General features: G+C 39.9%; 21 protein-coding genes and 2 riboswitches. Of the genes, 11 read left to right on the top strand and 10 right to left on the bottom strand.

Features of this window, described 5'->3' with window-relative positions:
- Positions 1-80 precede the first annotated feature (80 nt).
- Positions 81-1,316, top strand: coding sequence for a glycosyltransferase (locus H6G28_RS03270; RefSeq protein WP_190668951.1), 1,236 nt, complete (start codon positions 81-83; stop codon positions 1,314-1,316).
- A gap of 185 nt (positions 1,317-1,501) precedes the next feature.
- A complete protein-coding gene (locus tag H6G28_RS03265) occupies positions 1,502-3,175 on the top strand; it encodes a glycosyltransferase family 39 protein (protein ID WP_190669290.1) in 1,674 nt (557 codons plus the stop codon).
- 367 nt (positions 3,176-3,542) lie between these two features.
- Here H6G28_RS03265 and H6G28_RS03260 read toward each other — a convergent pair whose 3' ends face one another.
- The 4 genes from H6G28_RS03260 to ntrB form a co-directional block, all read right to left on the bottom strand.
- Complete coding sequence (locus H6G28_RS03260; RefSeq protein ID WP_190669288.1) at positions 3,543-4,187, bottom strand: universal stress protein; 645 nt, start codon at positions 4,185-4,187, stop codon at positions 3,543-3,545.
- Positions 4,188-4,388: 201 nt separating this feature from the next.
- A riboswitch (cyclic di-AMP (ydaO/yuaA leader) is annotated at positions 4,389-4,528 on the bottom strand.
- A 17-nt stretch (positions 4,529-4,545) separates the two neighbouring features.
- Positions 4,546-5,382, bottom strand: coding sequence for an ABC transporter ATP-binding protein (locus H6G28_RS03255; RefSeq protein WP_190669286.1), 837 nt, complete (start codon positions 5,380-5,382; stop codon positions 4,546-4,548).
- Positions 5,383-5,564: 182 nt separating this feature from the next.
- Complete coding sequence (locus H6G28_RS03250; RefSeq protein ID WP_190668949.1) at positions 5,565-7,007, bottom strand: ABC transporter substrate-binding protein; 1,443 nt, start codon at positions 7,005-7,007, stop codon at positions 5,565-5,567.
- Positions 7,008-7,120: 113 nt separating this feature from the next.
- Positions 7,121-7,972, bottom strand: a complete 852-nt coding sequence (gene ntrB / locus H6G28_RS03245; protein WP_190668947.1) for a nitrate ABC transporter permease — start codon at positions 7,970-7,972, stop codon at positions 7,121-7,123.
- Positions 7,973-8,068: 96 nt separating this feature from the next.
- Positions 8,069-8,272, bottom strand: a riboswitch (cyclic di-AMP (ydaO/yuaA leader).
- Positions 8,273-8,599: 327 nt separating this feature from the next.
- On the opposite strand from ntrB, the gene H6G28_RS03240 reads away from it, so the two are divergent.
- Both H6G28_RS03240 and H6G28_RS03235 read left to right on the top strand, forming a co-directional pair.
- Entirely contained in the window at positions 8,600-9,790 is a 1,191-nt protein-coding gene (locus tag H6G28_RS03240; protein WP_190668945.1) for a sensor histidine kinase, read from the top strand.
- 82 nt (positions 9,791-9,872) lie between these two features.
- Positions 9,873-10,325, top strand: coding sequence for a hypothetical protein (locus tag H6G28_RS03235; protein WP_190669284.1), 453 nt, complete (start codon positions 9,873-9,875; stop codon positions 10,323-10,325).
- Between the two features lie 13 nt (positions 10,326-10,338).
- Here the strand turns inward: H6G28_RS03235 and rnc are convergent, their stop codons facing one another.
- Both rnc and H6G28_RS03225 read right to left on the bottom strand, forming a co-directional pair.
- Positions 10,339-11,046: a ribonuclease III gene (gene rnc, locus H6G28_RS03230; protein WP_190589386.1), complete on the bottom strand. Its 708-nt coding sequence runs from the start codon at positions 11,044-11,046 to the stop codon at positions 10,339-10,341.
- A gap of 5 nt (positions 11,047-11,051) precedes the next feature.
- Positions 11,052-11,489, bottom strand: coding sequence for a secondary thiamine-phosphate synthase enzyme YjbQ (locus H6G28_RS03225; protein WP_190668944.1), 438 nt, complete (start codon positions 11,487-11,489; stop codon positions 11,052-11,054).
- 167 nt (positions 11,490-11,656) lie between these two features.
- On the opposite strand from H6G28_RS03225, the gene H6G28_RS03220 reads away from it, so the two are divergent.
- Positions 11,657-12,334, top strand: coding sequence for an ATP-dependent Zn protease (locus tag H6G28_RS03220; protein ID WP_190668942.1), 678 nt, complete (start codon positions 11,657-11,659; stop codon positions 12,332-12,334).
- Between the two features lie 283 nt (positions 12,335-12,617).
- Here H6G28_RS03220 and H6G28_RS03215 read toward each other — a convergent pair whose 3' ends face one another.
- Together H6G28_RS03215 and H6G28_RS03210 are read right to left on the bottom strand one after the other, a co-directional pair.
- A complete protein-coding gene (locus tag H6G28_RS03215) occupies positions 12,618-13,322 on the bottom strand; it encodes an actin-binding WH2 domain-containing protein (RefSeq protein WP_190589511.1) in 705 nt (234 codons plus the stop codon).
- 22 nt (positions 13,323-13,344) lie between these two features.
- On the bottom strand, positions 13,345-14,898 hold the full coding sequence (locus H6G28_RS03210; protein WP_190668940.1) for an NAD(P)/FAD-dependent oxidoreductase: 1,554 nt from the start codon (positions 14,896-14,898) through the stop codon (positions 13,345-13,347).
- A gap of 121 nt (positions 14,899-15,019) precedes the next feature.
- Here H6G28_RS03210 and H6G28_RS03205 point away from each other — a divergent pair, with 121 nt between their 5' ends.
- The 6 genes from H6G28_RS03205 to H6G28_RS03180 all read left to right on the top strand — a co-directional run bounded on the left by H6G28_RS03205 (position 15,020) and on the right by H6G28_RS03180 (position 22,815).
- Complete coding sequence (locus H6G28_RS03205; protein WP_242048331.1) at positions 15,020-15,508, top strand: hypothetical protein; 489 nt, start codon at positions 15,020-15,022, stop codon at positions 15,506-15,508.
- Positions 15,509-15,677: 169 nt separating this feature from the next.
- Positions 15,678-16,007, top strand: coding sequence for a DUF6464 family protein (locus H6G28_RS03200; protein ID WP_190589391.1), 330 nt, complete (start codon positions 15,678-15,680; stop codon positions 16,005-16,007).
- Between the two features lie 192 nt (positions 16,008-16,199).
- Positions 16,200-19,397: a GAF domain-containing sensor histidine kinase gene (locus H6G28_RS03195; RefSeq protein WP_190668938.1), complete on the top strand. Its 3,198-nt coding sequence runs from the start codon at positions 16,200-16,202 to the stop codon at positions 19,395-19,397.
- 156 nt (positions 19,398-19,553) lie between these two features.
- Positions 19,554-20,768 carry an AAA family ATPase gene (locus tag H6G28_RS03190; RefSeq protein ID WP_242048332.1) on the top strand — a complete coding sequence of 405 codons (1,215 nt, stop codon included), beginning with the start codon at positions 19,554-19,556 and terminating at the stop codon, positions 20,766-20,768.
- A 2-nt stretch (positions 20,769-20,770) separates the two neighbouring features.
- The gene (locus H6G28_RS03185) at positions 20,771-21,418 is read left to right on the top strand and encodes a DUF3226 domain-containing protein (RefSeq protein ID WP_190589393.1); all 648 of its coding nucleotides are present in this window, start codon (positions 20,771-20,773) and stop codon (positions 21,416-21,418) included.
- 200 nt (positions 21,419-21,618) lie between these two features.
- Positions 21,619-22,815: a site-2 protease family protein gene (locus tag H6G28_RS03180; protein WP_190668936.1), complete on the top strand. Its 1,197-nt coding sequence runs from the start codon at positions 21,619-21,621 to the stop codon at positions 22,813-22,815.
- 91 nt (positions 22,816-22,906) lie between these two features.
- On the opposite strand, the gene H6G28_RS03175 is transcribed toward H6G28_RS03180, so the two are convergent.
- Both H6G28_RS03175 and H6G28_RS03170 read right to left on the bottom strand, forming a co-directional pair.
- Complete coding sequence (locus H6G28_RS03175; RefSeq protein ID WP_190589395.1) at positions 22,907-23,176, bottom strand: hypothetical protein; 270 nt, start codon at positions 23,174-23,176, stop codon at positions 22,907-22,909.
- Between the two features lie 150 nt (positions 23,177-23,326).
- Positions 23,327-23,590 carry a hypothetical protein gene (locus H6G28_RS03170; protein WP_190589396.1) on the bottom strand — a complete coding sequence of 88 codons (264 nt, stop codon included), beginning with the start codon at positions 23,588-23,590 and terminating at the stop codon, positions 23,327-23,329.
- Positions 23,591-23,625: the final 35 nt, after the last annotated feature.

The following is a 23,625-nucleotide window of genomic DNA, read 5'->3' as shown; positions in this document are numbered from 1 at the left end:
AAATATTTAGTGTAAATTAGAAGTCAAATTCATATTTGATTCAAAAAGACTTGTGAATGTCATTACCTGGATTTTACTCAATGTCTAATAGTAAAGACAATTTATTGTCAACAGTACAATCCGATATTTTGCTGATTTCTGACTCTCCTCCTGCGGGTACAGGTATAGATGGCGAAACAATACATTTTTCGTTGGTAATTCCAACTTATAAAGAGAGGGAAAATATTCAAAATGTTATTCAGATATTAAGCCGGTTATTGGATGAGTCTCTTTTAGGAAATTACGAGTTGATTGTTGTAGACGATGATAGTCCAGACCGCACTTGGGAAGTTGCACAATCGCTGATGACAGAATACCCCCAATTGCGTGTAATGCGTCGGCAAAATGAACGGGGATTGTCTTCTGCTGTGATTCGTGGCTGGCAAATTGCTAGGGGAAATATATTGGGGGTAATTGATGGGGATTTGCAACATCCGCCAGAAGTTTTGGCACAGTTGTTACATAGTATTGAACAAGGTGCAGACTTGGCGGTTGCTAGTCGTCATGTAGACGGTGGTGGGGTAAGCCGTTGGAGTGCGGTGAGACGTTTTTTATCTCGTGGCGCTCAAGTTTTGGGTTTGATTTTCTTACCAGGGGTATTAGGAAGAGTTTCTGACCCCATGAGTGGTTATTTTATGGTGCGTCGCCGTTGTATTGCAGGGGTACAACTGAATCCTGTCGGCTACAAAATTCTCTTAGAGGTCATTGCGAGGGGAAACGTAGCAGAAATAGCTGAGGTGGGTTATGTATTCTGTGAGCGCAAACAAGGTGAGAGCAAAGTAACTTGGAAACAGTATGTAGAATACTTACACCATCTATTGCGCTTAAGGTTGACTACAAAACAGGTAGGACAAAAATCTGCTTTTCCCATTGGTCGATTTCTCCGCTTTGGCTTGGTGGGGCTAAGTGGTGTATTTGTGGATATGGCAATTCTTTATTTATTGAGTGACCCATCAACTTTAGCTTTACCGTTGACACGGAGTAAAATCATTGCTAGTGAGATTGCGATTTTCAACAATTTTTTGTGGAATGACGCTTGGACATTTGCCGATGTAGCGATGCAGCAGCAAGAATGGCATCATCGTGCAAAGAGATTTTTAAAATTTAATTTGGTATGCTTGGCGGGATTGGTCATCAACGTTGTGGTGTTAAATTTGGTGTTTAATTTTGTGATACCCAATCGTTATATTGCAAACTTGATTGCGATCGCAGTTGCGACTGTTTGGAATTTTTGGGTGAACTTGAAACTGAGTTGGCGCGTAACTGATGTGAAATGAGGGAGTTTGTTGGGAAGGGAGAAATCTAAAATGAACTTAAATTTACAAATCAAGTCAGAATAGCAAAGAGTTGACTTGTAAATGGCGCGGCTATGAAAGTTTTGTTTTGGAGTGCATCGAAGTTTTACAAAAATGCGATCCTGTTGTTATCTACCTTTGCTAACCGCCGCGTTACCCCACAAACCATGTCGGGACATTGGCATTTTGTAACTAATACTCGCTGGTTTCATCCGTTGCTGTTACTGCTGTGGTTTTTGATTGGTCTGGGTTTGCGGTTAACTAATTTAACAGCTAAACCACCTTGGACTGATGAATTTTCGACTTTAGTGTTTAGCTTGGGGAATAGTTTTTTACCAGTACCCTTAGACCAAGCGATCGCACCTGATATTTTATTACAACCATTACAACCCCAAGCAAGTGATACTGTACAAGATGTTTGGGCGCACTTGAGCCACGAAACTAATCATCCGCCACTATATTTTTTCTTGGCTCATTGGTGGATGCAGTTATTTCCGACACAACAAGGTCTAGTTTCATTATGGGGGGCGCGATCGCTGGCGGCAATCTTTGGTGCTGCCTCAATTCCCGCTATTTATGGTTTAGGATGGCTAACTTTTCGCTCTCGCTTGATTGCACATATCGCTGCTGCCATTATGGCGGTATCACCCTACGCAATTTTTTTGGCACAAGAAGCACGTCATTACACTTTAGCAATTTTGTGGGTAATTGCATCTTTGGCTTGTTTAATTATTGCGACACGCCACATTCAAAATCGTACACCGTTACCCATCACCACAGCACTAGCTTGGGTAGTAATTAATGCTTTCGGAATTGCGACACATTACTTTTTTGTTCTTACCCTTGGTAGTGAAGCTTTAGTATTACTTTTTCTCGGCTGGCGACAACGTAATTTTATCTCTCCACCGTGGCGGCGAATTTATGCGGTTGCTGCTGGTACTGCTGTTTCCGGGATAGTTTGGCTACCCATATTTTTGCAGAATAACTATGGCGATAAATTAACCGATTGGATACAACAACCGCGCCAAGGTTTGGAGTGGTTAAACCCATTTTTTCAAGCCTTTGCTGCTTGGGTGACAATGCTTTTTTTATTGCCAATTGAATCACCGCAACTAGCAATTATTTTAATTTCTGGTTTAGTAATGTTGATTTTCTTTATTTGGTTTTTACCAATATTGATTCGGGGAATCAAAGTGCAATTACAACAACCAGAAACTCAGGTGATTTGGGGGATTATTTTAGCTGCGATCGCTTTATTTTTTGTCTTTACCTATTTCCTGGGAATTGATTTAACTAGAGGCGCACGTTATAACTTTGTTTATTTTCCGGCTGTCATCCTTTTACTCGGAGCAAGTTTAGCAGTGCGTTGGCAAACTCAGCAAAACAATTATAAAATAACAGGTCAACAAGCCATAGCGATAATTTGGCTCATGGGGTTTTGTAGCGCGGTAACGGTAATTTGTAATTTGGGATATCAAAAATACTATCGTCCTGATTTATTTTTACAACTCATCAGCCAAACATCCCAAGTTCCGGCGGTAATTGCCACTACTCAAATTACTCATGTCCAAATAGGTGAAATGATGGGTGTTGCCAGAGAATGGAAACTTCAAAACCAACCCTCACCATCGCTACAATTTATTCTTGCTCATCAAGACCAAGACCCAAATAAATCTACAAACACCCTCAATAATATTTTAAAATCTCTACCTAAACCTTTTGATTTATGGTTAGTAAATTTTCATGCACCCATAGCAGCAGAAACCGAAAAATGTCTTGCTGAAACTAAATCTTTACCAGCAGTTAACGGCTATGAATACAAGATTTATCATTGTGAATAGTCAAAAGCTGAAGATGCCATTTACCTGTTCATCAAACGAATCAATGAGTTCTAAATCATAGCTTCACTTAACTCGATGTGCAAGTCATAATCCTGACTCAAACGCCGAAATTGTTTCCGAAATCGCTCATCAGCTTTAAAGTATAAGTCAATACAGTTCAGTTAAGGCAACAACTTAGACTGGTGTAGGTTGGGTGGAGGAACGGAACCCAACATTCACGCATACTTTGTTGAGTTACGCTATCGCTACACCCAACCTACTATTCTTTTAACTGAACCGTATTAAAGTATAAGTGGCTTGTATTAAATAAGAATTCAGAAGTCAGAATTCTGGCTCCTGAATTCTAGTTTGTTATTTCATACAGTACTTATTCATCAATGCCATTAGGTACGCCTAAAATCGCACAAGGAAAATTAAAACCTAGCGCCTGAATCATCTTATGATTAATAGATTTACACCCCAGTAATAAAACATCAGCCGCTTCTATTTTCACAACTTTTGTCAATTCTGTAGCAACGTTACCAAAGCGTAAATGCGATTTAAAAGAACCCTGCCATTCTTCGGCTAAACTACGTGCTTGCCAAAGAATTTTATCAGCTTGTTCTAGATGAGTAATAGTTTGTGCTTGTAAAGGCTGGGCGATGCCTTTAATTTTTGGTTGAGTTAAGACAGAGGTTGCAGATTGGTACATATTACTAACTCCACATTCGCAGGGAGTTAAATAATTTGCCCAATTCACTTTATCTAAAGACTTTTCACTTTGATTTTGTTCTACGACATAAACGGCTTGGACTATAACTTGCTGATTTGTGGCTAAACGTGTTTGATGAGCAATCCAAAAAGCAATATCTAGTGCTGTGTGACTATGAGGTGAACCATCATAACCAACAATTAAATTGATGGCTTTAGCTGTGGGAGAATTGGTCAAATCACTTCTTTTTGGCTCTGGTATTAATACCATTTGCTCAACTAAATCATCTCTACCTATGGCGCTTTGGAGGCGCACTAGCATTGGCTTAATGTTCACAGTTTGACTTCTCCTAAAGCAAATGAACTAACAATGAGAAGCAGGGTGAATGAAGTATGAAGTATAAAGTGTGAAGTATGAAATTTTCATTAGCAATTTCATCCTTGAGACTTGATTCTTCAAGATTCATTTTTATCCTTTATTTCAAGAAACCCCAATAATAACTGTTATTACAGCCAAATTTTTGGGAGTTCCCTCCATTGCCGACGGAGTTAGCTGACGGGCTAAGACTGGAAGGTGTCTTTCTAAAAGATTAGCCCCATATATGTGGTTCCTCCGTTTCAAATCACGGTTGTGGATGAATTTGAATTAGGCGACCCGCTAAAAGAAATAATAAACTAATTTACTCATTTTGGGTGAAGTATTTATCAAGAAAATTCAAGGCATAATTACGCAATTCAAAATATTCTTTAGAATTACGCATAGCAGAGCGATCGCGGGGATGATCGAAAGGTACTTCTAAAATTTCCCCAATATTAGCGGCTGGGCCATTAGTCATTAAGACGATGCGATCGCTCATATAAATAGCCTCATCAACATCGTGAGTAATCATCATCACGGCTTGGCGGTTGTTTTCCCAAATATCTAATACCTGCCGTTGTAATTTTCCTCTAGTTAATGCGTCTAATGCCCCAAAAGGTTCATCCATCAGCAACATTTTCGGACGAATTGCTAAAGCCCTGGCAATACCTACCCTTTGTTTCATACCTCCAGAGATTTCATCAGGATACTTATCTGCTGCCGGGGTTAAGTTTACCATTGCCAAGTGTTCGTTAACAATGCTAATTTTTTCAGCGCGAGTTGCATTTTTTAACACTTCATCCACGGCTAAACGGATGTTTTCTCTAACAGTTAACCAAGGTAATAAGGAGTAGTTTTGAAAGACCATCATCCTTTCTGCACCTGGCTTGCGGATTTCTTTGCCATCTAGTCGCACTGACCCTGAAGTTGCTGTTTCTAACCCGGCAACAATTTTTAACAAAGTCGATTTACCACAACCAGAATGACCAATTACGGAAATAAATTCATCTTCACCAATGCTGAGATTGACACTATCCAAAACCACAAAATTACCTTTATCTGGTGTCGGATATGACTTGACTAAATTTTCAATTTCTAAGAAGTTATTACGAGACATAACTTGCTGTTCAGTATCGATTGAAGTGGGTGTATATTTCATCATCACAGGCTCCGCTAAAATTTGAACTATTTGTTAGTCAATGTTGATAGGGGCTAGGGGCTAGAGGTTAGGGGTGAGAAAATTCAGGAATTTATTTGTGGGATTCATCACATGAGGTTCTATCTAGAAAAAGTACACAGTCATAAATTACTAACCTCTAGCCTCTACCCTCCAGCCCCTTCTTAAGACATAAAAAAACGTACTGGAGATTTAGCCCGAATTTCAAAACTTTTGAGATAGCCTACAGGGTCACTAGGGTCGAAGGGTTTTTTGTCAATAAATACTTCTGCTGCTTCAACTTTGTAATCGTCTTTAGGGCATTCAATACCCATTTCTGCGGCTATTTCTCGATATAAATCTGTTCTCCAACCTTTTTCGGCTAATTCTTCAGCATTTTTAGGAAATTCCTGAATTTGTCCCCATCTGGCGGCTTGGGTCATTAACCAAATACTTCTTGAACACCACATAAATGTTGAGTGTTCGCCTGGCTGTTTGGGCAAGTTGTCGGGAATATCGTAAAAGATGGTAGTGTCAGCAGCTTTGATGGTGCGGTCTTTGCCATCAAACCCGCCATAGTTGTAACTTCCTAAAATACCTGGGGCTGTAAATTTGGTAAGTGGTGCGCCCTGTTTTTTCGGTCTCGCACCTGTAAAGGAACGGTCAGTCAGTAGTTCGGCGACTTCTTGGCGATTTTCTGGTTTACTGCAATATTGGCAAGCTTCAATCATCGCCTTCACCAGAGAACGATAAGTTTTGGGATATTTGTCGATGAAGGGTTCCATCACACCTAATAATCTATCTGGGTGTCCTAGCCAGACTTCTTTGCCTTGAGCGAAGGTAAAGCCAACACCTTCATTACCTGCAATTGCTCTAGTATTCCAAGGTTCAGCTACCATGTAAGCTTGCATTGCCCCAATTCGCACGTTCGTTACCATCTGGGGAGGCGGGACGATGATGACGCGAAATTCTTTGAGAGGATCAACACCAGCCGCCGCAGATATATAACGCACGAAGTATTCGTAAATCGCGGAACTCAGAACTACTGCCCAAACTCGATTTTCTGGTGGCTGTTTATCAAAGTAGGCGCGGAAATCTTTACCAAAGGCTTCTAATGCGCCGTCGCCATATTGTTGTTGATATTCGTACCACGGACGTAAGCCAAAATCCCACATAGCTTTGTTCATCGTCATGGCGTTACCGTGGCGGTGAATGGTCATAGCTGCACACAAGGGTGCGTGACGTGCGCCTTCCGCACCAATTCTGGCATTGGTGACAGCCCCCGATACAACAGGGGAAGCATCTAAACGACCAAAAATTAAACCATCACGGGAAGTTGCCCAACTGGCTTCGCGGTTGAGTTTGACGTTTAAACCATACTTGCGAAAGAAACCTTTTTTCCAGGCGATCGCAAATGGCGCACAATCATTAACAGGAACGTAACCAACGGTAATATCCGGTTTTTCTAAGTCTTGAGGTCTGACTACGGGTTTGATGGCTAAGGCTTCTTCTGTCAGACCTGATGCTGACCTATCTCCCGAAATTCCACAGGATGACAAGGCAATTCCGGCTGTTGTTGTGCCAATTCCTAATAAAAAATCTCTTCTAGTCCAGTTATTGTCAGTCATTGTTGTAGTTCTTTGATTATGTTCGCGCAAAGGCGCAAAGGCGCAAAGAGACTCTACGATTTCTTGGCGTTCTTGGCGACTTGGCGGTTCGATATTAAAGGCTGGTAAATCTGTTATTTCGCAGTTGTTGGGCGATGAGTCACAAATTCTTGGAGTTTACCCACGGCGAAATCGAGAATTAGTCCAGTCAAACCAATCACAAATACAGCCAGAAAAACAGAACTGAGATTCAACCGACTCCATTCATCCCAAACAAAAAAGCCAATACCAATACCGCCTGTCAGCATTTCTACGGCGACAATAACTAACCACGCAATGCCTAAGCTAATTCGCAAGCCTGTGAAGATATAAGGTAAACTGGCAGGCCAAATAATTTTAGTAATTCTGCGCCAACGGGGCATTTCTAACACCTGTGCCACATCTATATAATCTTTAGGAACACTGGCAACTCCCAGGGCTGTGTTAATAATGGTCGGCCACAAGGAAGTGATGAAAATTACAAAAATGGCTGAGGGATCTGCCAAGTTAAAGATAGCTAAAGCAATGGGCAACCAAGCCAAGGGTGATACTGGTTTAAATATCTGAATAATGGGGTTGAGGGCTAACATTGCTGGTCTGGACATCCCAATGAGAAATCCCAAAGGAATGGCGACGACTGCACCTAACAAAAAACCAATCAAGACGCGGCGCAGACTGGCTAGTAACAGCCAACCAATGCCCAAGTTACCCGGCCCGCGTTGATAAAAGGGATTTAATATGTAGTCTAAGTTAGCAATTAACGCCTCTGGTGGTGTGGGCATTAATTCATGGTTGACTAAAGCAACCGCCCACCACAGCAAAATAATGCCTAAAAAACCCAGAATAGGTAAAAAGACGACATCTTTAGTAATAATGGGCTTGCTTTTCTGCCATACAGCTTTACCGGCGATCGCGGCGATCGCTGCTAAATTTAATTGCAATATCATCTATAACCTCAACAGGTTTCAGTACGGGTACAAAAATCTGAGCAGTACCAGCCTTGGACACTGATGAGATCAAAACATTATAAAAATGCTATCTCTTCAGTCTCCTCTCAATGCCTACGAAGTTAGCTGACGGGCTAGGGCTGAGAGATGCCCCTCTTTTTAAAAGTGCTGAGTAATGAGTGCTGAGTTAGATGATCACTAACTTTTTACTTTTTACTTCTACTAAGATACGCCCCAAAATTTGGTTCCTCCGTTTCAGCGTTACGCACTTTGACGCGCTGAATTAGGCTGACTTACTCGAATTGAAAACAATATAGCGAAATATAACATTGCTGTCCAGTAAAAACAACTTCTTGGGATAGATTCTATTGATTGATATTGCTTAATTTATTTATCTTTTGGGCTATCAATGATGTGTAACAAATATCTACTATTACCTCGTTAGTATTACCCAACAAAAAGCCAAAAAGTTCAATCTCAATAGCTAAAATCTATCTCTATAGGTACGTAGTTTCCTACTTGTTATAGTTGAATAATTCCGTTAATTCAGCACCAAAAAATCACCATTCTCGATACACTAGTTCTAGTCCAAAATTTCCTAACTAAATCTTTACAAAAATTAACGTAATGGATTTTAGTCTCATACTGGCTGAAAATACTAACAGTATCATCGAGAAATGGGTGATGGCAGTTCGGCAAGACAGGCAGATTGAAAGTGCTGATGACTTGTCTTATACAGCGATTAGAAATCACATTCCTGATGTGTTTCGCGCCATGATTAGTGTACTTGCCCCATCTCAAGAAAGTGATATTAAGTCGATACTCAAAGCCAGTTGGCAGCATGGTTTACTGCGGGCGGAACAAGGTTTTGAACCTACTGAAATTGCCAGAGAATATCGCTTATTAAGAATAGTAATATTTGATACTTTAGAAGCAGATTTATTGCAAGGAACGCCAGTGGAAATTGTGCGTTATATGCGTTTAATTGATGCTGTCATAGATGAAGCGATCGCACGCTGTTTTAAAAGTTATGTTGAAGAGCGTTTGCGAGAATTAAAGCATCTACATTTATCATTAACTCTACATAACGAAGAACTCACACGGTTAATTAATGCTAATCAAGATACATTTTCGCAACTAGCCCACGAATTGAAACATCCTCTGACATCAATTATTGGCTATTCTGATTTATTTTTACGACAACAAAAACGAAATTCTGATATTAAAGACTCTTATACAAATTTAGAACATATTGAGCGAGTATTACGCAATGGCAGACACTTGCTGCGTTTAATTAATGATGTATTAGAACTATCCAGATATGATGCGGGTAAAGTACAACTGCAAATCGCGCCTACCAATGTCAAAGAATTGGTAATTAATGTGTGTGAAATGTTGGAACCGTTAGCAGAAGAGAAAGATTTACAAATTATTGTAGACTGCGATCGCTGTCCGGTAGAAATATTCACAGATGAGTTTCAATTACAACAAGTAATCACCAATCTTGTCAGTAATGCCATTCGCTATACAGAGTCGGGTAGCGTTAAGATTGTATGTCAAATTTTAGACGAAAATACTTGGTCATTTACAATTGCTGACACAGGAATTGGGATAGCGCCAGAAAACCAAGCACGGATATTTGAACCTTATTATCGTGTGAGTAAAGGCGATCGCGCCTACTTCCCCGATAGTACAGGATTAGGGCTGGCGATCGTTTCTCGGTTAGTCAAATTACTTCAAGGCGAAATCAATGTAGAATCTCAGCTAGGCGTTGGTTCCACATTTACTGTCACTTTCCCCTTAAAAATCAATACCTGATAGAAATAATTACATCCTTCACAAGTTCCTCAGATTTTTTGCCTAAATTAAAAACTGGGCGATTATAAATCGAGAAGGTTTTATCATGCTGAATTATAGAGAAAGAATCATTACTCTATGGACAGCATTTCTCCTGGGAACATTGTTTCATACACAACTAGGTTTAATGCCGCTATTTCATGGTTTATCTGTAGCCGAATCTCAACACGCCTCACAACTGAGTGATATTTCTGTAATTTTGTGGCTGATGTTGGGATTTTTTACACTACCAATATTGGCGATAATTGCTACTTCTTTTACGGAAGCTAAACGCTACCGCGTGTCGCATTTTGCATTGACTGTGTTTTATAGCGTGATGAATTTGCTTCATCTTGTAGCAGATTTACTTGTGCAGCCAATTCTGTGGTATCAGATAACCTTGATGGTGATTTTATTACTCATCGGTTTGTTATTAAACCTTGTGTCTTTTCAATGGATGAAACTACAACCTAAAAGCAATAAACCACAACCAAGGCTAACTTCTCCACACACTTAGAACAGGTTGAAGTTTATCTCCAACCTTGTTCTTCCAACCACTTCAATACTTTTTCAGCAGCATCTTTTTCAGCTTCTTTTTTATTGCGTCCTTTACCTCTTATCTCATCAAGTAGTTCCTCGTATCCTTCAACAAATACTTTAGCTGTAAATTCTGGTGCATGATCTGGAAGACCAGGTACAGGAGATGTTTCATACTTGGGAGGAGTGGGAATATGTTGACTGTGTACCCATTCCTGCAAGCGATTTTTAGAGTCTACATTCGAGCGAATTACAAAAATTTGTTCAGGTACAGATTTAAATATTTGTTTAATAACCTTACGAACCTCATCAATATTACATTTTTTATCTATATAATAAGCACCAACTACAGCTTCAAAGGCACTACTAAGTAAGTTAGGATTGTCACGACCACCATCTCGAATTGCACCTTGTCCTAAACGAATTTCCTTTTTTATCCCTATATCAATAGCAAATTTCTCTAATTGCTTTTCATCTACTAATGCAGAACGCCGCCGTGTTAATTCATCCTCTCCTTTGTCCTCGTATTCATGATAAAGATACTCACCACTTAAAAAGTTGAGTATAGCATCACCAAGAAATTCCAGACGTTCATTATGTTCTTCTCCTGGGTGTTCATTCACATAAGAACGGTGAGTAAGTGCTTGAATTAAATATTTTTCATCATCGAATGTGAAGTATTTAATTTGAATGATAGTCATAGGTTTCACTCACCGGAAATCTGCACTGATACAGTTCGTTGGCGTGGCCCATCTAATTCAAAAAATAATACAGATTGCCAAGTTCCTAAAGCTAATTCCCCATCCACAATGGGAATTACTTCACTGGTGCTTAACATCATTGCTAGTAAATGAGAATGGGCATTCATCGGTTCATCTTCGGGAACATCTCGTAAATGCAAATCATTGTGTAAATAACGGTCTGATGCTGGTGCTAATTTAGCAAAGAATACTTTGATATCTTCTAATAACCTGACTTCATATTCATTGATAGCTAAAGCTGTTGTTGTGTGGCGCGAAAAAACTAGAACTTGTCCGTTTTTAATTGAGGTTTGAGCAATTAAATCTTTGATTTGTGGGGTGATGTTGTGAATATTAATTCCTGGTTCGGTGGCGATTTCGATTAATTGATGAATTATGGGCATTTTTCTTTCCTACTCCCTACTCCCCATTCCCTACTCCCTGGGTAAACAAATAGATTCAGGAATCAAACCGTATTCCTATATCTATGCAGACTATCAGAAATCCTACTCAAAAATGGAGCGATCGCCCCATAATTAAGAAAGATTAAGCCTGAGTTAAAAAACTGACAATGAGCCAAACAGCCCTCAATTTAGTAGCCATATCAGTCTTTCTGATGACTTTTTCGGTACTGCTGGGGCCTTTAATTAACTTATCGCCGACAATACCAGCACTCGCCACGTTCACCATTTTGGGAATCGCTACTTTAGACAGTTTTAGCTTGCAAGGTAAGGGTGGAACTATCTTGCTAGATTGGATTGCGGGATTTTCGAGTGAACACCGCGATCGCATTATCCACCATGAAGCGGGACATTTTTTGGTAGCTTCGGTGCTGGGTATTCCCGTCACTGGCTACACCCTCAGCGCCTGGGAAGCTTGGCGAGAAGGACAACCAGGACAAGGCGGTGTTGCTTTTAATGATACTGAATTAGCTGCACAATTAGAAAAAGGTACCATTAGCGCCCAAATGCTAGACCGTTACTGCACAATGTGGATGGCTGGTATTGCGGCGGAAGCTTTGGTATTTGAACGTGCTGAAGGTGGCGGTGATGATAAAGCGAAGTTGGCGGAAGTCCTAAAAGTTGTCGGTTTTTCTGAGTCAGCTTTTCAGCAAAAACAACGGTTTCATGTTTTGCAAGCAAAAACTCTGTTAGAAGAAAATTGGTCAAGTTATCAAGCTTTAGTCCAAGCTATGCAACAACGTGCTTCTGTGGAAGAATGCCAAAGTGCGATCGCTAGTGCAGAATAAAAATATAACGAAAAATTAAGTGTTGGAGATAGGGTGAAGGGGTGTATGTATCTAAAACCCCTTCACCCCCACACCCTTACACCTCACAAGTGTAGGTTTTTAACAGAGTGATGAGTAGCGACTCTAAAAATCATGATTTAATCAGAGTTTCATCACCCTCACACCCTTACACCCCTACACCCTAAATCAAGATTTTTGGGGCAGAACGTAAAAAACCTACACCTGTCAGCACCCTTACACCCAGTCTCCACAGAAAATCTTTGTGCGTAAATCCTGTAAACTATTAATTTAATCCCAAAAGATAACCAATAGCTTTCATGACACCCAAATAAAAATTACCTTCTCTTTCGCGGAACAGTTGAAAGGGGTGCATAGGAGAACCAAAGAAAGGTCTGAGAGTCCAACCTAATTGGCTACCAACAAAGGCATAAAGAAACAACCAAGATTGTAAGATTCGCTTGCGAGTTTTACTACCATCATCCTCTTGCTCAATAACTGTATTCGCTGCTTGGTATAAAGCGGAAATCCCAATAAATCCGGTGATGGCAAAGATTAATACATTTAATACCAGGATAAATTGATAGTTATTGGTGGTGAGCAAGAAAAAGAGAGTTATAGGTGCAAAACTAAATAGCAGCACACTAGTAACGGAAACTGCCGTAAGGACTAAAATAAAATGCTGTCCAAAAGTCCGCTTGGAACCAAAGATAATATTAGAGAAAAACAGTGTGGGCAGACAAATTAGTAAAGTAATTAAATACAGTGCTGGTAGTTTTACCGCCGAAGAAATAGCCTGCATCCAACTATGAGAAGAGCCAATAATTCCCCCGTAGATGGCAATAAAAATAGAACTACAAACCAGCAAAGAAATTATCTTACTAGGGATTCTAATTCCTTGACGAACTTCTTCTAAAAAACCTTGGCGATCGCGCAGTAAACCAATTAACACCGCAAAGTATTTAATACTGCCAGCTTTCCGTTCCATTATGTCATCCTCACAAACATACTATTTAACTTTCATCGCAGTAATCAGCACCAGAACCATACTTCCAAGCATCTATTAAGCGATGCCAGTAATATTGTTGTGGATGTGGTAGGCTCTTAATCCATGTTTCTAACATTGGACTCAGATTAAATAAGGCAGTGTAAACACCTAAATTTCCATAATGCACCAACCAATCAAGTAAGTTAACTAAACCAACTTGGGGAATTATCTTGGCAATTAATTGTGGATGAGATAACCCAGTTTTAATTAATGTTTGTGTCAATGCCGAAAACTGCACCACATCTTGCAAAAATGGCTTGAGGACTGGATTACCGAGCTTTTGCATTTCTTCAAATACCGCCGCCAGCAATTGATTAATTTGCTCTGGGGGAATATTTTGATTTACACCCACACTCATAGCTTTTTGAAATAACCAAGTCACGCTCAAATTTGGTTGATATGGTTGCAGTAGTGACAATGCTGGTGCAGATAATTGGTTTGTTTGTAATGCTGCTTCAATCCCAAAAGTTAAACGTTTGAGGTGACGCACCATTGCACCAAAACCACCAAAACTTAACGGCGATTGACTACCACTGCTATCTCCGGCTGGTAAAATCCGATTCCAAGGAGTTTTGAGTGGGCTATCGCGGTAAGTCGGGAAAAAACCAAATAACGCCCGTTGAAATTTTAAATCTGACAATTCTACGCCTTGATATGTGGGCAGTAGGCGCAGATATTCTTCAAATAAAGTTTCTAAACTCAAGCGTTGTGGATGGGCATCCATGTAGGTAAATAAGTAGGTGGTTCTGCCGTCTTTAGCGGGAAAAGCTTCCCAGAAGTATTGGCACTGATTCTGCAAGGATGTAAAGGATAACAACAAATCGCCTGATGGATTTTCCGGAAAACCTTGAGCGCAACTTCCCACAACTAAACATAAAGCATCAGGTTTTTTGCCTTGGCGTGCTTGTTTGGTAATGGGTGAAAGGTGTCCCATTGCATCGATGAGTAATTTAGCAGCAAATTGCTGATTAACAATCACACCATTGGGATGAACGATAACTTCAGTAAAGGGTGTATTTTCTAATAATTTTCCACCAGCCGCCAGAAATTTATTTTTTAATGTTGCGAGTAAATAAACAGGATCTACGCCAATATTGAGAACGTTTTCTACCCAAACTTCTACACCACCATAAAAGCTAACTCTAGCTGGATTATATTGAGTGGCGATCGCACTTTCTAATTCTGCTTTTGTTAACAAGTTTAATTGTAAAAATACTTCTAATTCTTGGCGTGAAATGTTCCATTCTTGTTCTCTGCCTTTTAATATTCCACGCTCCATTAACGCTACACGCAATCCTCTAACTGCTAAAGCACAACCAATTAAAATACCTAAAGTTCCACCACAAATAATTACATCCCAGTCCAGATGAGCTAAATCTTCTTGATTTTCCTTAACTACCGTTGGTATGGGTGCGGTATTTTCTCGAATGGCTGTCAGGATGTCATCAGTACGACGTAACCCACGCAAGACATCACCCGGAAGTTGAGACAGAATTTTTTCAGTTAGTGGACTAGACATACAGCGTTTCTCGGTGGAGTACACTCATGATCGTATCTTTGTGGGATTTCCTTAATTAGTACATTTGTATTAAAATGCTGCTACAATGCCTAACAAGCTCAGTAGCATTAGCAGAGGAACTATGAAAAAAATTGCACATAGTTACAAAAGTTCCATCTTACCTCCCGCATCACAGCCTGCGATCGCACCCTTACAACCGCAAGAAGAAAAAATCATCAGTGGTTGGGAGCGTTTAGTAGCCCAAGCCCAAACTATCAATCAAATGGCCGCAGAGTTAGAAACTGAGATTCTAGAATTAAAAGCGATCGCTGCTACAATCAACAGTCAAAGAAATTATTGGTCAGGAAATGGTAAATCTCGTAAAAACGTTTTTAAATACTTTACAGTCAGTATTCCTTGGGTAAAACAAAAGTCAGATGATTCTTTAATTCTGACAACAAGAAAAGTTGATTTATTCCGTGCGGAAAGAGAAGCCGCCTCACTCGCACAAAAACTGAGACAGCACAATAAAAACCGCAGATTAGCCGCACAAAGACACCACAAAAACCAACAAAAAGCTGATATTGAACCAAAAACTTTTTCCTTGGGGGCGCTAATCAACAAATCTTAAAGTTATAAAAAATTAACCGTGGTTCACCCAATCGGTTGTAGCGGTTATGCTGATTGAAGTGGCACTGGTAGTTTTTGCCAGATGCCACGCCCTAGTTGCATTCTGGCAACCACTAGAATGTCATATCTGGGACGATCAATCAATCAGCGCATAAAAGGGGTAAAAGAAGGTGTTAAATATAAAGACACTTTTGGTAATTATCGTTGGTTTTTTACCGTCCCTGTTTTCTTTGTGGTTAATTAGGAAAACCCATTTAAGAACAAGGGCGCAGCTGAGACAAGCAGCCATGAATTTTGCCGGGACAAGGGGTAGACACAACATCCAACGAATGGAGGGCGATCGCTACTACTTAGAAGGAGTAGGCTATTTAATTGGTGACATTAGTTGCAAATTTAACGCCCGTTCTGGTTATATTCGTTGTGCTGTTAACCCCTGTGGCCCCTGTCAAGGTTGTCGTTACTATGAGCAGAAAGAATTAACTAGTAGCGAATCCACTTAAAAATTGAAACTTGCATAAAAATCAAGAATGTACACTGCAACAAGGTTTTTTACTACTCCCTACTCGCAACTCCCTTACTATACAAGTCAATTCCGAAATTAACCCAGATTCCTACAGCTTGTTGTTGCTATCTGTGAGTCAAAAACTAAAACCGGGAACACTGTAAATAAGTGTTTAAGTTTTCAACAGTTTATGACAACAAACTATTATGATGCGACAACATCTTTACAAGAATGTCAAAAGCAATTACAGCTTGATGTGCAGTATCAAAAAATCCTAGCGAGGATTTTAGCGAAAATTCGGGGATCAGTACCGTTAGAATCTTTGTGTTCAACTTCCTGTCAAGACATTTGTCGGCAGTTAAAAATTGAGCGTGTAGCAATTTACCAGTTCAATTCTGACTGGAGTGGTAGTTTTATTAATCGTTTGGGCTTTGCTGAACCACCTTGGAATACCCTGATTGCTTTTGGTCAAGACTTGGTGTGGCAAGATTCTCATTTACAAGAAACCCAGGGCGGAAGATATCGCACAAATGAGCCGTTTGCTGTGGCTGACATTTACGATGCAGGTCACTCCCGTTGCCATATTGAAGTCTTAGAACAGTTTCAGATTCGGGCGTATGCGATCGCACCTATTTTTGTGGGTGCTAAATTATGGGGTTTAATGGCAGCTTATCAACATTCGGCTGCTCGGCAATGGGAAAATCACGAAGTTAAATTTTTAGCGCAAGCCGCCAGTCATCTAGGTATAGCAATGCAGCAAGCCGAAATGATTGAGCAAACCAAACAACGCACCGCCGAACTACAAGATGCGATCGCTAGACAACGGGCTTTAACAGAAGTAGTTGGTAATATTCGCTCATCAGTCAATACCGAAATTATCCTCAACACTGCTTGTCAAGAACTCTGCAAACTCCTCAAGCTAGAGAGGGCGGCAATTTATCGCTTTAATGACGACTGGAGTGGTGAATTTGTCAGCCAATTCGGGATGGTAGAAGCGCAGTGGGATCGAATCAGCCCATTTGGGAAAAATTTGGTGTGGGAAGATACCCACATGCAAGAAACCAAAGGGGGACGCTACCGCAACAACGAAAGTTTTGTGGTCAACGATATTTACCAAGCTGGTCACTCACGTTGTCACATTGACATTTTAGAGCAATTTAAAATTCGCGCTTATGCCTTAGCACCAATCTTTACTGGGCCGAAACTTTGGGGACTAATTGCAGCCTATCAGCATTCTGGGCCACGCCAATGGGTAAATTACGAAGTTGAGTTTTTGGGACAAGTAGGAGCGCAATTAGGTGTTGCAATCCAACAAACCGAGAATTTGAACCAATCGAAACAACAAGCAACCGCCTTACAAGAAGCGATCGCTCGTCAACGCGCACTCACAGAAGTCGTCGGTAAAATTCGCTCCTCTCTAGATATTGATTTGATTTTGAAAACAACTTGCCAAGAAGTATGTAAGCTGTTGCGAGTCGAGAGAGTTGGCGTTTATCGCTTTAATCAAGATTGGAGTGGCGAATTTGTGAGTCATTTTGGTATGGTTGAGGCACAGTGGGATAGCATCAACCCCTTTGGCAAAAATCTCGTTTGGCAAGATACTTACTTACAAGAAACCAAAGGCGGACGTTATCGCAACAACGAACATTTTGCTGTCAACGATATCTACCAAGCTGGACACACTCGCTGTCACCTGGATATTTTAGAGCAATTTAAAATTCGTGCCTACGCATTGACTCCGATTTTTGTCGGCAGAAATTTGTGGGGCTTATTGGCAGCTTATCAACATTCTGCACCACGCTCTTGGGATACTGTAGAAGTAGAATTTTTGGGACAGGTAGCCAGCCAACTAGGAGTAGCACTGCAAAGTTCTCAAGTGATGGCTCAAGTGCAGACTCGCGCTGATGAACTGCACAAATCCGCCGAACAGCGCCGGATTTTATTTGATTTGGTGGTTAAAATCCGAGAATCATTGGATTTAGAGACCATCCTCAAGACTACAGTACAGGAAATCAGGCGATCGCTCATAGCAGATCGAGTCGGGATATTTCGCTTTGATCCGAATGTGGGTTTTTGTAGTGGCGAATTTATCGCTGAAGACGTACTACCAAAATTCGATTCTGCCTTGTCTGTAAAAGTGCAAGACTATTGCTTTGGCGACCATTTCGCACCGCAATATCGTCAAGGCCAAGTGCAAGTAATCTCTGATGTCAACAGCATTGGTTCCAAAGTCCCCCATCTAGATGTCATTGAACGCTTCCAAGTCAAAGCCCAAATTGTTGTCCCCCTCATGGAAGGTGATGAACTCTGGGGTTTGTTGTGCATTCACCAATGCACCCATGCACGTCACTGGGAAGAAGAAGAACTCGAATTTGTTACCCAAGTAGCTGCTCAAATCAGCGTTGCTTTGCGTCAAGCCAACTTATTCCAACAATCTAGTTTACTCGGTCAAACCCGTGAAGAAGCAAATCAACTCGCCCAAGCATTGAACGAGTTACGTACTGCCCAAATGCAAATTATTCACGCCGAAAAAATGGCGAGTTTGGGACAGTTAGTAGCGGGGGTTGCCCATGAAATTAACAACCCAATTAATTTTATTTACGGCAACTTGCAACACGCGCACCAATATACTCAAGATTTACTCCGTTGCGTCAAACTTTATCGCCAACATCATCCCGATGCTGCCCCTGAAATTCGAGAGTTTTTTAGTAACACAGAAATCGAATTTCTCTTTGATGATTTACCAAAATTATTTCAGTCGATGCAAGTAGGAAGTGAACGAATTTGTGAAATTGTTGCCTCATTACGCAATTTTTCTCGCTTAGATGAAGCTGATTTTAAAGTAGCAAATATTCACGAAGGTATTGACAGTACATTGATGATTTTGCAACACCGCTTAAAGCCTTCCGGTGATAGCCCTACTATTCATGTCATCAAAGACTATGATTCCTTGCCTTTAATCGAATGCTATCCTGGTCAATTAAACCAAGTATTTATGAATTTGCTCTCTAATGCTATTGATGCTTTAGAAGAGCGAAATGTCCAATCTACTCCTGAATTACTAGCAGTGCAACCTAGCGAAATTCGGATTTCTACTTCTCTGATGAATAAAGACTGGATTTCGATTCGGATTGCTGACAACGGATTTGGTGTAGAAGAAAATATTCTGGCGCGATTGTTCGACCCATTTTTTACGACTAAAGTTGTTGGTAAAGGTACAGGACTAGGACTTTCTATCAGTTATCAAATCGTTACAGATAAACATAAAGGTAAGATATATTGCCACTCGGAACTCGGCAAAGGTTCAGAGTTTGTAGTTGAACTACCAATTCGTCAGGTAACAAGTAGTAAATCATTAGCTAAAATCAATCCCTCAGAGCAGAAATAATGTTAAGGTGCGTTATGGAAAATATTCCTAACGCACCACAAATCTTTGGCGATGCGTTACAGGTTAAAATAGGAAGTATATGCTTTGCAAGGTACACAGCAGCTATCACATACGCTGAAGGATACGGAAGGATAAGCGACCATATCATAAAATTTAATGATTGTTTCTTTTCCTAGATTGAGGAATGTTAAGACTGCTTATACTAAGACAAGTGATGAACTCTTGCTTGTCTTCGGCAACAAAATTATGTTGAAAACGATAAAACTAGAAAATTTCCGTAGTTTCCAATCTTTTGAGCTTCAGCAGCTTGGTAGAGTTAATCTGCTTGTTGGTAAAAATAATAGTGGTAAAACATCAATATTAGAAGCTATTCAACTTTTATGTTCTCGAAATAATCTTGAACCGTTACGTCAGACAATGATGAAACGGAGTGAATATTGTGTTGATGATGAGCTTAAACCAGCTCAAGAGTTTGATATTCGTCACCTTTTTTATGGTCATGAGATTGAACAAGGGAGTAAGTTCTCAATCACAGGTACTAATAGCAATATTCAACAGGGGCTTTTTGTATCAATAGAACTAAGCAAAATTTCTTCAAAAGAGATACTTAGCTCATCCCATGAACCTCTGTTTCTTTATGAAGAAGAAGTTCCAGATGTCTTAAGGAAACTTTATTTCAGTATTCAGTGGAATTATGGACGAGAAGAAGAGGCTTTGGAATTACCTTTGTCAGCTAATACTGGACTTCATTCAGAATATATTCGACGAGTGCGTAGAGACAGTAAAAATCCAGTACCAAAAATACAATTCGTTACATCATCTTCGCTAGGAACTGAGAAAATGGTTGAACTATTTGATCAGATAGTACTAACACCAGAAGAAAAACTTGTAGAGCAGGCACTTCGTAGCATAGATTCTAAAATTAAACGGATTGCTCCAGTGAGTTCTCAAAAATTAAGGTATTCCTTAGATTCACGGGGTGGTTTTTTCGTACTTCTTGATAGCGGTCAACGTGTACCAATTGGGAGTATGGGTGATGGTATTTGGCGAATATTAGGGCTTGCACTAGCTACAGTATGTGCTAAAGATGGATACTTATTTGTTGATGAGATTGATACTGGACTCCATTTTACAGCCATGTCTGATATGTGGAAAATGATTTGGGATACTGCCAAAAGATTAAACGTACAAGTTTTTGCCACTACTCATAACAGCGATTGTTGGACTAGTTTAGCTAGTATTGCAGAACAGGGAGATACAACTGAAGATGGTATTAGAATCCACAGAATTGAGCGAGGTAAAAACACAAGTGTAGTTTTCACAGAACCTCAAATTGTCATTGCGGCTGAAAGAGACATTGAGGTTCGTTAGTCATGGTTAAAAAATATAATCCTAAGAAATTATTAGTTGAAGGAAAAGATGACGAACGAGTTATTCCAGAATTGATAGAAAAAAATGGAATTTATTGGGGTAAAAAAGGAGAAGAAATTGTATTCATAAAAGATTGTGACGGTTATCCCAATATAGACTCAAACCTTATATCTACAGAATTACAAGCATCAGGACTCACTCATTTAGGCGTGATGATAGATGCAGATGAAAATTTATCTGCTCGTTGGCAAAGTATAAGAAGTGCGTGTTTGCCGAGTATACCTGATATTCCTGAAGAACTGCCAGAGACAGGACTTATACACATGACAAAAAATAGAATTAAGTTTGGTATCTGGATTATGCCAGATAATCAAATAAGTGGTATGTTAGAAACTTTTTTAGCTTACCTAATTAGAGATGAAAGTGAATTTATTTGGCAATATGCTCAGAAAGTAGCACAAGAAGCAAAAAATAAAGGAGCGCCATTTAAAGATTCTTATATTGATAAAGCCAAAATTTACACTTGGTTGGCATGGCAAGAAGAACCAGGTAGACAACTACATCAAGCTATAAAATATAAAGTTCTCAATCCTCAACATCCAAACGCGCAAATATTTTTTACATGGTTTAAAAATCTATACGATTTATAATCTTACCTTTTGCTATTTATAAGAAGCGATCGCCGATATGTTTGTAAAATATTAATGGTGGGCGATCGCTGTTTTAATGTAACTTCTAATACATAGATTATTTAGTGTAAATAAAACCATGTTCCCACCTAGAGAAGTTGAGAAATTTCTTATGGGTGACTAAAGTGAACTGCTGATGATTGTAGATTTAGGACAATGTAATGCAAACAAATTGGAAAATTGGGACTTTATTTGGCATCCCGTTGTTTTTAGACCCTTTGTGGTTTGTGATTTTAGGACTAGCAACCCTGAATTTTGGTGTGGCTTACCAAGAATGGGGGTCTGTCATCGCCTGGAGTGCGGGGATAGTCATGGCATTGCTGCTATTTGCTTCGGTATTGTTACACGAATTAGGTCACAGTTTGGCAGCGCGATCGCAAGGTATTAAAGTTAATTCCATCACCCTATTTTTGTTTGGTGGAATTGCCGCAATTGAAGAAGAATCGAAAACTCCTGGTAAAGCCTTTCAAGTAGCGATAGCCGGGCCTTTGGTCAGTGTGGGGTTGTTTTTCTTATTGCGGCTGGTAGCAATTTTCATCCCTGAGACTAGTCCTCTGAGTATGATGGTGGGGGATTTGGCGAGAATTAACTTGGTTGTCGCCTTATTTAACTTGATTCCAGGCTTACCGTTGGATGGTGGTCAGGTGTTAAAAGCAGCACTGTGGAAAGTTACAGGCGATCGCTTTCAAGCAGTACACTGGGCCGCAAGATCAGGGCAAATTTTGGGTTATGCAGCGATCGCGTTAGGATTTGCGGTAGATTTCTTTACAAGAGAATTAGCACTCGGTTTGTGGATTGCGCTGATTGGTTGGTTTGGGATTCGTAACGCCAACACCTACGACCGCGTGACTACTTTACAAGAAACTTTGTTGAAAATGGTAGCTAGTAGTGCGATGACGCGGGACTTTCGCGTAGTTGATGCTGAACAGAGTTTACGCGCCTTTGCTGACGCATATTTATTAGAAAGTGCTGCACCACAAGTTTATTTTGCTGCGTCGGATGGCCGTTATCGCGGTCTGGTGGCGATTGATGATTTGCGCTTAGTCGAAAGAAGTGAATGGGAAACCCGCACTCTGCAAACTATCGTTCATCCTCTCACAGAAATACCAACAGTCACCGAATCAACTGCGATCGCAGAAGTAATTAACAAACTAGAAAATGAACAGTTATCACGTATTACTGTACTATCTCCGGCTGGTGCGGTAGCTGGCGTAATTGACCGGGGTGATATTGTGAGTGCAGTTGCACAAAAGTTAAGTATTCCATTCACCGATGTGGAAATTAAGCGGATTAAAGAAGAAGGTAGTTATCCGCCAGGGTTGCAGTTGGGAGTAATTGCTAAGTCTACTGTTAATTAAATTTTTAACCGCCGATAAACGCGGATGAATGCTGATAGTTAAAGAAGATTATTTGTGTTGATTCGTGAGTATTGGCGGTTATTGTTTGATATCAGAATTTACTAGATTGATATGACCTGACTTTTTGCTTTGCTGCTTTCTGTCTGATACGTTTAGTTTCGGCTTTATTTGGTACGTGAGGTCTTTCACTTAATACCTGTTTTAACTCTGCATAGGTAATTTTAATTCCAGAACCTGGAGGAAAGTCCCCGTTGTTATAGATCACATAATCATCTGGATAGCGGAAAACCTCATAGCAATTATTTCTGACACCGAGAAGTTCTTTTGTATGCAATGTTCTTAACCAATCTATTCCGTTCATAAAAATCTCAAAAAAAATAATTAATAGCAATCAAGTTTTCAACTCACTCTCCCATTCTTCTTCGCAGCTTTGTTTACTGAGAGTATCTTCGCATTAGTACCTCCGCAGGAGAAGTGAGTCAAAATGTGTCTGCTAAATAATTGTGTTCACCTACTTACTAGATTGATATGATCTGACTTTTTGCTTTGCTGCTTTCTGTCTGATACGCTTAGTTTCAGCTTTATTTGGTATGTGAGGTCTTTCACTTAATACCTGTTTTAATTCTGCATAGGTAATCCTAATTCCAGAGTCTGGAGGAAAATCACCATTGTTATAGATAACATAACCACAATAAAGAAAATACTGAGAATAATCATTCTTAATTGTAAGAATTTGCTTTGTATGCAATGTTCTTAACCAATCTATCCCATTCATAAGAATCTCAAAAAAATCAAATTACTATTTAATAT

Origin of the sequence: Nostoc sp. FACHB-190 (genome assembly GCF_014696905.1) — a bacterium.
Taxonomy (GTDB): domain Bacteria; phylum Cyanobacteriota; class Cyanobacteriia; order Cyanobacteriales; family Nostocaceae; genus Nostoc_B.
The sequence above is the reverse complement of the archived record's forward strand: the minus strand, read 5'-3'. Positions and strand labels throughout refer to the sequence as shown.